This window comes from Lentimicrobiaceae bacterium (genome assembly GCA_028697555.1).
GTDB lineage: Bacteria > Bacteroidota > Bacteroidia > Bacteroidales > UBA4417 > UBA4417.
This window is the reverse complement of the sequence record JAQVEX010000065.1, coordinates 1-11,603: the sequence shown is the minus strand read 5'-3', so window position 1 is coordinate 11,603 and position 11,603 is coordinate 1. Positions and strand designations below refer to the sequence as shown.

Annotated in this window: 6 protein-coding genes; all 6 read left to right on the top strand. The window is 35.7% G+C overall.

The genetic code is table 11. The annotated features are described in order from the left end of the window. Positions 1-424, top strand: a 424-nt coding sequence (locus PHP31_09245) for an rRNA small subunit methyltransferase 1 (protein MDD3739462.1), incomplete at its 5' end; no start/stop codon positions are given. 652 nt (positions 425-1,076) lie between these two features. Further along, positions 1,077-4,328 carry a hypothetical protein gene (locus PHP31_09240; protein MDD3739461.1) on the top strand — a complete coding sequence of 1,084 codons (3,252 nt, stop codon included), beginning with the start codon at positions 1,077-1,079 and terminating at the stop codon, positions 4,326-4,328. Continuing rightward, complete coding sequence (locus PHP31_09235) at positions 4,318-4,764, top strand: pyridoxamine 5'-phosphate oxidase family protein (protein MDD3739460.1); 447 nt, start codon at positions 4,318-4,320, stop codon at positions 4,762-4,764. Before PHP31_09240 ends, PHP31_09235 begins: the two co-directional genes overlap by 11 nt. 449 nt (positions 4,765-5,213) lie before the next feature. Next, a complete protein-coding gene (locus PHP31_09230; GenBank protein ID MDD3739459.1) occupies positions 5,214-7,745 on the top strand; it encodes an adenosylcobalamin-dependent ribonucleoside-diphosphate reductase in 2,532 nt (843 codons plus the stop codon). Between the two features lie 97 nt (positions 7,746-7,842). Beyond that, positions 7,843-8,751, top strand: coding sequence for a PIN domain-containing protein (locus tag PHP31_09225; GenBank protein MDD3739458.1), 909 nt, complete (start codon positions 7,843-7,845; stop codon positions 8,749-8,751). Continuing rightward, on the top strand, positions 8,738-11,603 hold a 2,866-nt coding region (locus PHP31_09220), incomplete at its 3' end, for a hypothetical protein (GenBank protein ID MDD3739457.1). The genes PHP31_09225 and PHP31_09220, both read left to right, overlap by 14 nt.

The window sequence follows — 11,603 nt, the reverse complement described above, 5'->3', positions numbered from 1 at the left end:
TGCAGGTACTCCCGGCATTTCCGACCCGGGCTTTCTGCTTGTAAGAGAATGTATAAACAACGGCATTGAGGTTAATACGCTTCCGGGAGCTTCGGCTTTTCTTTTGGCTCTTGTAAATTCGGGCTTTCCTACCGATAAATTTTACTTTGAAGGATTTTTACCGCATAAAAAAGGTCGTAATACAAGGTTGAATTTCTTAAAAGAATTAAACTGCACATTTGTATTGTACGAATCGCCTTATAGAGTTTTAAAAACCTTAGAGCAACTTTGCGAAGTTATGGGAGAAGACAGACCGGCAAGCGTTTCGAGAGAGCTTACAAAAAAATTTGAAGAAACCCGCAGAGGCACACTCAAGGAACTTAAATCGTACTTTACGGAAAATAAACCCAAAGGCGAGTTTGTTATTGTTGTTAAAGGCGTGTAGAGTTGCGTGGTGCGGGTTGCGTGGTACGTGTTGGCTGTTAGCTGTTAGCTGTTAGCTTTTAGCCATTAGCCGTTAGCCGTTAGCTGTTGACGACATTTTCTGTTGCTAAGCGTTGTAATTGACAAGCTAATATTATTTACACACGTTTTACAAAAGCGTGCGAGCGAAGGAAAAAAAGAGGACAAATGAATAATTGCGAAAAAATATTGCTATTTGGAAAAGTTCTTGTAATTTTGCAAATGCCTGAGGAGAGTCTATGCTCTCCACACGATCCCGTCCTTTAGTTTTTTATAATTAAAGGACGGTTTTTTTATTTATACTACATATTTCTATTATTGACTTACAAACGATTATTATAAATAATCCAAAATTCGTATATTATAGTAGTTTTTTTGCACACGCTTTACAAAAGCGTGCGAGCAAAGGGGATATTGGATATGATTAGCCAACGGCTAACAGCCAAAAGCCAAAGGCTAATTGTTCATTGTTTATTGCTAATTGCCCCGACCACCCATCACTCATCACCCATCACTATTCACCATTCACCAACCACCATTCACCCACCACCAATCACTATAAAATTAACTTGCTATACAACAAAAAATCCTTACTTTTGTGCTGAATAATTACTAATATTCAATTAAACCTGATTATGAAACGTAGAATAAGCATAGCAATAATAAGTATTTTGTTATTTTTCGGCTATAATACTGTTAGTGCTCAGTTTTACAACGGTTCGCAGGTTACTTTCGGGAAAAATAGGGTGCAATACAACGATTTTTTCTGGACTTACTACAGGTTTAATAGTTTCGACGTGTATTTTTATTTAAACGGTAAAGAGTTGGCGCAGCACACCGCCGACTACGTCCATCGTATTATTCCGCAAATTGAAACGCAATTATCTACAACCTTAGATACCAAACTGCAATTTATCGTTTTCAATTCGCTTTCCGACCTAAAGCAAAGCAACTTGGGTCTTATGGAGAACAAGCAGTACAATGTAGGCGGAATTACTCACATTATCGGAAGTAAGGTTTTTATTTACTTCAATGGCGACAAAAACAACTTCGAACAACAAATACGAGCAGGCATAGTACGCATTTTGACTCAAAAAATAATTTACGGAACTTCTGTTACGGCTCAAATTAAAAACAACACGATTATCAATTTGCCAAACTGGTTCACAGATGGTTTGGTTTCGTACTACAGCACCGAGTGGGATTCGGAAATGGACAACAAAATGCGCCAAGGAATGCTGAACAAAAACTATAAAAAAATCAATCATCTGTACGGACAAGATGCAGTTCTTATCGGACACAGCTTTTGGCGATATATTGCTCAGAAATTCGGCAAAGATAAAATCAACAATATTTTATTTATCACGCGCCAAATGCGGAGCATAGAAAAAGGATTGTACTATGTTTTAAGCGTTCCCTACGATGCACTTATGAACGATTGGCAACAATGGTACGAGCACCAATACTTTGATTTTAATGCCGACAGTTTTGCTGATTACGATAATATTCCGGTTAAAGTCAAGAAGAATAAGGATTACTACAACCTTAAGGTAAGTCCCGACGGCAACAATGTAATTTACGTTGAAAACAAAAAGGGAATAAAGAAACTTTTTTTAATTTCGGATAAAAATAACGGCAAGAAAAAACGTTTGCTTCGTCAGGGAATACGCTCAAGCGATAAGATTGATACCGATTATCCTATTGCTCAATGGCACCCCAACGGCAATATTATAACTGTAATAGACGAACATAAAGGGCAAATTTCTTTCTATTTCTATGATTTGAGAGAGCAGAAATGGACAAAACAAGACCTTTTCGGATTTCAAAAAATATTAGACTTCAATTATTCGCCCAACGGCAGAAATATTATCATGTCGGCTGTTAAAAAAGGACAATCGGATATATACTTGTACAATATCGCAGCCAATGCAGCCGAAAATATTACCCAAGATGCATTCAACGATTTAAATCCGCAGTTTGTCAGCAACGATATTATTGTCTTTAGCTCAAACAGACCAACGGATACGCTAAGCTTTTCTGACGAATACAAGCAATCGTACAACGGAATGTCGAAAAATGACTTGTTTGTTTATAATATCAAATCGAGGGACAAGCTGCTTTACAGGGTTGAAAAATCGGCTTATGCCAATGAAACTTTACCAAAAGCGCTTAACGAAAACGAATTTTTATTCCTTTCCGATAAAAACGGCATAAACAACTGCTATATTGCCAATATTCAGAAGGTTGTAGCATCTGTTGATACCGCAGTCCATTATCGAATGTTTGTCAGCACCAAACCTGTATCAAACTACAATAATAGCATAATCGATTATGATATTGATTTATCTGACAATCAACTCCTTGTAAAAATTATAGAGAATAATAAGCCGGTTTTTAAGCAAGTGCCTATAAATAAGAGTCCAAGAATCTTAGACCAAACGGATTTTACTGAATTAAGCATAAAAAAACACATAGCCGAAACACAAGCCGACACAATTAAACGCGATAATTTCAAACGCAAGCGTTTTGTTAATGTTTACGCCAACGATGTTATTATTGAAGATACCAGCTCAAGTAGCATTATCAGGAGCGGCAGCAATCGCGGTGTACCTTTCTTTAGCAGTAAAGAAACTTTGTATTACGAAGAATACAAAAAATCGGAATATAACCTAAGTACGCCACAGGCAAGAAACTATTTGGTCGAGTATTCAATCAACGATTTGGTGAGTCAGCTCGATTTTTCAAAAATCAGCACAAGCTATCAACCATATTTAGGGTACGCCGGTCCGGTGTTTCAAAAGCAACCCACAAATGCCAATCTTATTGTTGGTGCTACCGATTTGTTAGAAGATTACAGAATAATTTTGGGCACTCGACTAAACACAAGTTTGGTCAACAACGAATACATAATTGGTTTTGGCAATTACAAAAAACGTTTGGATAAAGAGTTGTTTTTCAGGCGTTCGGGCTTTGATATGGCTTACACAAACGCTTACATTAGGCATCATATCTACGAGTTACATTTTATTCTTCGCTATCCTTTTAGCGAAATATTGGCTTTGGAAAACACTTTATCGTTGCAGTACGACCATCCGGTTTCGTTAGCTTTTGAATATTTTACGGCAAACATCACACCCAAACCCGATTTGTGGGGCATTGAAAAATTGGCACTTATATATGACAACACTAATGAACTTGGATTGAATTTGTTGGACGGAACCCGATTCAAAATATTTTCCGAATATTATCAGCTTGCCATATCCGAAAAGGAAAAAACGAATATGATTGTCGTTGGAGCCGATTTCAGAAATTACTTGCCCATACACAAAAGTTTTATTTGGGCAAATAGGTTTTCGGCAAGTACATCATTTGGTCGAAACAGGTTGCTGTACTATGTTGGCGGAGTTGACAACTGGATTATTCCGAAATTCAATACCGAGTTTCTTACCGATTACAAATACGATTATGCATTTCAGGCATTGGCTACCAATATGCGCGGATTCAAACAAAACATCAGAAGCGGAAATACATTTGCAATTTATAGCACCGAGTTACGATTCCCTGTCTTTAAGTACCTTTTGAATAAACCGCTGAAATTTGAATTTTTAAACAACTTCCAAATTGTAGGTTTCGCCGATGTTGGTTCTGCTTGGCAAGGAATTAATCCTTTTGACGAAGATAATACATATTTTACAAGATATATCGACAATAAACCGCTCACGGTAAGCGTAAAAGTTCAGCAAGACCCGCTTGTTGCCGGATACGGTTTCGGGCTTAGAACTACCGTTTTAGGTTACTTTGTTCGTGCCGATTGGGCTTGGGGAGTGCAAGACAGAAAAGTTATTAAAAAGCCTATGTTTTACCTTTCGCTAAGCCTTGATTTTTAAAACTTTGATGATGGAAGCTATTGACCATAGAATTACCGATTTTATCGCAAAACATCACGTGTTTACATTGGCAACATCTCATCAAAATATACCTTACACTTGCTCCTGTTTCTACGTATATAATAAAAGCGATAATACTTTTGTTTTTACAAGCGACCCTGATACACGCCATGCTGCCGAGATGGCTCAGCAGCCGAATGTGTCTGTTTGCATTGCTTTGGAAACAAGAATAGTAGGCAAAATTCAAGGAGTACAAATTACCGGAAAGGCTTATCCTGTCGGTGATGAACAGTACAAAGAAGCTCACAAATTATACACAAAAGCATTTCCTATTGCAAACCTGAAAAAGTTAGACCTTTGGGTACTGTATCCCGATTTCATTAAAATGACACATAACCAATTGGGCTTTGGGAAAAAATTGATATGGCAAAAATAATTTTGAAATATACAGACTTTAATCTCAATCAAATGCGAGGAAGTCAATTTGCAATTGGGCTAAAATAGGGCTTTGTACGACTTATCAAAGGCATAACGTTAACATAATCAGTAGGTTAAATTTTAAATTTTCAAATTTGTTAATAACTGAAAATTGGAAGTTAACAATTCATTATTAAATTTGTAAACCTATCGTTTCGGTTATTTTTTTATAATTTGAAAATGATAATCAAGTACTTAAGCCCAATTTTTTAAAGAAATTAAAATATGAATATACCTGATTTATTTTCGCAATCGTACAATAAGGTTGAGGTTTCCAACTCAAAAGGCAAGTACGATAATATTTTGGAAAATAGGGAAAGACCGGATTTGAATTCCGACAATGTAAATAACGAAAGAGAAACTGTTAATATGGAAAAGAAGGTTGCCGAGCATGCGACAAAGAAAAAAGTGATGAATGAGCCGTACAGCGATGAGGAAGTGTCGTTGGCATCGGAGAAATATTTTAATGGAGATAAATTAGCCGCCGATGTTTGGAAAAATAAATACTCGCTGAAAGACAGTAAAGGAAACATTTACGAAAGAACTCCCGACGATATGCACCACAGGATAGCTTCGGAAATTGCACGTATAGAAAGCAAATATCCAAATCCTTTGTCGCATGAGCAGATATTTGAATTGATTAGAGATTTCAGATACATCATTCCACAAGGAAGCCCTATGGCAGGTATAGGCAACGATTTTCAGGTTTCGTCATTGTCGAACTGCTTTGTAATAGGTAGCGATTTGAATTCCGATTCGTACGGAGGCATTTTAAGAGTTGATCAGGAGCAAGTCCAGTTAATGAAACGTCGCGGAGGCGTTGGACACGACCTTTCGCATATACGTCCTGCCGGTAGCGAAGTTAAAAACAGCGCGCTAACATCAACAGGTATAGTTCCATTTATGGAAAGATACAGCAACTCTACACGCGAGGTTGCTCAAGACGGACGTAGAGGAGCTTTGATGTTGTCGATTTCGGTAAAACATCCCGATAGCCTTGACTTTATCGATGCCAAATTGGAGCAACATAAAGTTACGGGAGCTAATATTTCCGTTAAACTTGACGACGATTTCATGAAAGCCGTCAAAAACAACACTAAATACGTACAGCAATATCCTATTAATAGCAACAATCCCAAAGTCAGTAAAGAAGTTGACCCAAAAGAAATTTGGGACAAAATTATACATAACGCATGGAAATCGGCTGAGCCCGGAGTGCTTTTCTGGGATACCATAATTAAAGAATCCTTACCCGATTGCTACGCCGATTTAGGTTTCAAAACACTTAGCACCAATCCTTGCGGCGAAATACCGCTTTGTCCTTACGATAGCTGCCGATTATTGGCTATTAACCTGTACAGCTACGTTGATAATCCTTTTACCGACGAAGCTAAATTCGATTTTGAAAAATTTGCAAACCATTCGCAAATAGCTCTACGAATGATGGACGACATCATCGACCTTGAAATGGAAAAGATTGATAAAATTCTTGAAAAAATTGAGAGCGACCCCGAAGATGACGAAACCAAAAGAGTAGAAAAGAATTTGTGGTTGAATATTAAAGATAAAACCCTAAAAGGACGTCGTACAGGTATTGGTATTACTGCCGAAGGCGATATGCTTGCAGCAATGGGATTGCGCTACGGAACCGACGAAGCCACCGATTTCAGCGTTGAGGTTCATAAATGCTTGGCTACCAACGTTTACAAGTCTTCGATAGAATTGGCTAAGGAAAGAGGAGCATTTCCGATTTACGATTTTAATCGCGAAATAAATAACCCATTTATAAATAGAATTTTCGACGCAGTTCCCGGACTTAAAGGGGAAATGCAAAAATACGGACGTCGCAATATAAGCATGCTTACTATTGCACCCACAGGCAGCGTAAGTATTTGTACTCAAACCACATCGGGTATTGAGCCTGTATTTAACGTTGCGTACAAGCGTCGCCGAAAAGTTAATCCCAACGAAAAAGATGTCAACGTAACCTTTGTTGACGAAATTGGCGATTCGTGGGAAGAGTACAATGTTTTCCATCCCAAATTTGAAGAATGGCTAAGGATTAAAGGTTACGACTTCAGCGAAGTTGTAAACATGGGAAAAGAGGAACTCGACAAAATCATTGAAGTATCGCCGTATTACAAAGCTACCAGCAACGATATTGATTGGGTTGCAAAAGTGAAAATGCAAGGTGCCGTTCAAAAATGGGTTGACCATTCCATCAGCGTTACCGTAAACTTGCCTAATAATGTTTCTCAGGAACTTGTGAGCGAAGTATATAAAACAGCTTGGGAATCGGGCTGTAAAGGAATGACAATATACAGAGACGGCTCACGTTCGGGAGTTTTGGTTAGCAACGACGATGACGATAAAAACGAAACGGATTTCCGCGAAACCAACGCTCCAAAGCGTCCCAAAGAATTGGAAGTTGAAATTGTAAGATTTGTCAACGAAAAGGAAAAATGGATAGCCTTTGTGGGACTGTTAGACGAAAGACCTTACGAAATATTTACCGGTAAAAGTTCCGATTTCTATATCCCCGACTACGTGCACAAAGGTTGGGTTATCAGAATAAAAAACAAAAATATGGAAAGCGCCAGATACGACTTCGAATACGAAGACAACTACGGCTACAGAGTTACGCACCGTGGTTTGTCGCGTTCGTTCAACAAAGAGTACTGGAACTACGCCAAACTTATTTCCGGAATTTTGCGACACGGAATGCCTTTGCAATATGTAGTCGAACTTGTTGATAATCTAAGTTTCGACAGCGACAGCATTACAACATGGAAAAACGGAGTTGTAAGAGCCCTAACCAAATTCGTCCCCGACGGAACCAAAGTTGACAAAGTCTGCCCCGAATGTAACCAAACCGACACCCTAATTTTTAAAGAAGGCTGCGTAACCTGTATAAATTGTGCTTATAGTAGGTGCGGGTAGGAGGGGGATGAGGTAATATTTGAAAGTTGTATGTTTGTGCTGTTAATATGACGTTGATAGCAACCTTAAAAAATAATACGAAAGGATTCGTTGATAAATGATGTATATAACTTTAGATACTTGTGTTTGGTTGGAGTTGATTAAAACCGGGCTTCATAATGATGATAACGTATTTGAAGAGATCTGTTATTGGATAGAAAATAAATATCTCACACATATTACACCCGAAAACATAATACGTGAGTGGGACAGAAACAAAGCAAAAAAACTACTTGAAATAACCAACGGCATAAGGATGCTAAACAATGATGTTATTAACTATCTTCGGGGAACTCCAGAAATTGTTTTAGCATACCGTCCAGAAACTATTGAAGAAATTGTTTCCAAAAGAATAGATAGAGTCGAAACTATTCTGAAAGTATACTCCGAAATTGCGAAAGAAACCCAAGAAATTTACGATTGTGCAATCGAAAGAAATTTTAATTGTTTAGCCCCAAATCATACAGACGACAGTTTTCGTGATACGGTAAACATATTTACTATTATCAACTACATTAAAACAAATGGCTATACAGATTGCATTTTTTCAACTAAAAACTACGCAGATTTTAGCGAAGGAAAAACAAAAAAGCACGATTTACACAATCAACTAATTGACGATTTTAATAAAGCAAACTTGCAATACGTCTATTGTGATGAAGATCCATTTGGGAGTAAGCTATTTGGAGTTTACTTAAGACCTAAGCTTCCAAGTTTTCAAGTCTTTTTAATGGAAAAGAAAAGACAAGAAGAAGAAAAAATAGTTAAAGAAAGGAAGATAAATGACACGTTTAAAGTAGATAGTCCTGATATAGATTATCTAGAAAACATCAAATATCTTGATATGATACTTGCTAAAAAAACGCCAACGATTTTTGAGCAAAAACTTGTCAAGTTGTTAATTAATACACACGATAGTTACAAACAATATTTCTTCAATAATATAGGGAACAATGGCTTGGTTTAACTTTTTGAAATCGGAAGGGTATTTTGACCCAGACAAAAATCCCGAACCAATTCAGGTTAATAATGGATTTCAGATCCCATTTTGGGAAGTGTTAAGCTATTTGGAAAAGTTATCCATTCAAATTAGTGAAGGAAAAGAAACGGAACTAATTGACGAGTTATTGGATGTTATTAAGAATGTGTCTGAGCACCCAAAAGATAATTACCGTACTTGGTATATTTTCATCAAAATATTGTCAAATATTCCCAACGACAGAGTTCCAAAGGAAATTTTACACTTCATCCCTGTTTGGCTTTCAGGCAAGTTTGACACAATGCTTCAAACTTCTGAATTGTGTGATAAACTTCTACCTAAATTTTTGAATGATGAACCTACGCAATCTGATATTGAAAAAGCCGAAATAATCCTCCACTATCTTTTTCAAGTGGAAAAAAACACAGAGAAAAATGATGTGTGGAATGGTGAAGGAAATGCTTACCATTCAAATGTTTATTTGCACTTTTTAGCCGATAAATTTGAAAAAAGAAATATTATAACTAAAATAGTTAAACATTGTTCACCCGACTTTATCTTAAATTTAGGTAGAACGCTTAAATTCTTACTACTTGATTATCCAAAGGGAATAAAAAGTTCACTTAAAGACGGAGAAATTGAATATGAAATTATAATTCAGGTTGAAAAGGAAAATCTTTCAATATCATCAAAGTTGAAAGATAGTGAAGATGCTAACGTAATTTCTTATCTTACTAATTGGGAAGATAAAAACGAAGATGAATTAAAGAAGGAACTTGTTTTAATCTTGAAAAAGCAAAACATAAATTACAAACCATCAATTGAAAGCAATGATACTTTTCAGCAATTGTGTTTTGCATTAAATACAGACCTTACATCATTACATAGCTCAAAGAGTATCAGGAAATTGGACGACCGTTATTCAACAGGTGAAAAAGTCTTGAATATTTTTTCTTTGATTTTTCGTGATTTACTTGATGAACAAGCAAAACAAAATCCTGAAAAAGCATTGAAGTTACTAAAAACAATTTTTTTTGATAGTAAATATCGTATTCCGTTTTTTAAACGTGTTGTGCTTTACGTAATTTGTGAAAATTGGGACACAACGAAATCATTATTTTGGGAATTAGTAAAAGAAAACGATAATTTACACCTCTTTTCATATTACGAATATCAAAAAGAACTTTTTGACTTATTGAATAAAAATCAAAATGCGTTGAATAATAAAGAAATTAAAATTATTGAAAACATTATTGAACGAGGGAAGCAAGTTGAAATTGAAGAAGAAAAAGAAAATGAGTATTGGAAACTTGGTTGGTATTCCGCTTTAAAAGAAATAGAACCATTTAAAGATAAATACTTAACGCTTTCAAAAGAGTTAAACATTACAAGTGAGCACTATGAATATTTAGGTGAAATTCGCGTTAGAAGCGGTTCTATTTCTCCTATCACAATAGACGAGCTACTCAGAAAAAACAATCAAGAAATAGTTGAATACATAAAAACTTTTAATCCTCAAAGAAGTTTTGGTGAACCTAGCATTAGTGGTTTGTCTGGTACATTTGGTGACGCAGTGGAAGCAAATCCAGAAAAGTTTGCAACAGAAATAGAGCGATATCAAGATATACCTTACATCTATTCTTACCACATGCTTAACGCATTTGGTGAAGCTTGGAAAAAACAAAAAGCATTTAATTGGGAAAAAGTTCTTCAATATTGTCTTTCCACCTTAAAAAGTCCAAAATTTTATAGTGGAGAATTGAAAATTGAGAATGATGATTGGCAAGCTAATTCCGATTTAGTTGTGGGTTCAATAGCAAATATACTTACGTACGGTACGCAAAATGATGACCACTCTTTTGATACTGAGTTGCTTCCACTTGCTAAAGAAATTATTTTAATTATTGTAAGCAATCTTAAACGTATAGATGTTTTTAAAGAAACTAATATGGATTACCCAACATATTCACTTAATTCAACAGCAGGGAAATCTTTAAGAGCTTTGCTTGATTACTCGCTTTACAGAGCGAGAAATCTTTTTAAACGAGAAGACAAAGAAAAATGGGAAACCGACATAAAATCGTTATTTGAAGAAACCCTACAAAAAGGAATTATTGATGGTTTTATTTTAGAAGGAATGTATTATGAACAGTTTTGTTTTTTAGACTATGAATGGATAATTAACCAAGTAAAAAAACATTACAAAAGTGAAGACAGAGAGTGGCTTGCTTTTATGGGAGGTTTGACTTTTGGAAGACCGCCATACAACAAAGAACTTTATACAATATTTTATCCGCACTACGAAAGAGCAATTGATAATAACATTGAATTAAAATCCATTACTAATAATGGTTTGGTTAATCATTTGACAGCGTTTTATTTTTGGAAATACGAAACAATTTCTTCTGAGAAATTACTTTTTAAATTTATAAATCACGCTTCGCCTGACCAAATTAGTAAGCTAATTAATTTTATTCGGCTACAAAAAAACTACCCAATAACTTTATCAGAACCAGAACAACGAGAATTTTATAAAATCATAATTGGCTTGTGGGAATTCTTGATAGATAAATATAAAAATTCAAATAATGAGGCAGAGCAAAAGAATTTAGCAATGCTTTCTAGTTGGATTGTGTTTATTCCTGAATTAAATGAAGTTTATACGACCTTAATTTTGAAATCTTGCAAACATATTGATAAGACATATTATACACACGAATTGCTTAAAGAGCTTGTTCGTCTGAAGACAAAAGGGAATCCAGAAGTCACTGCAAAAGCTATTGGTAAAATACTTGCATCTTTGAATTATGAAGATTACATAACTAAAAATGACCAGGAAA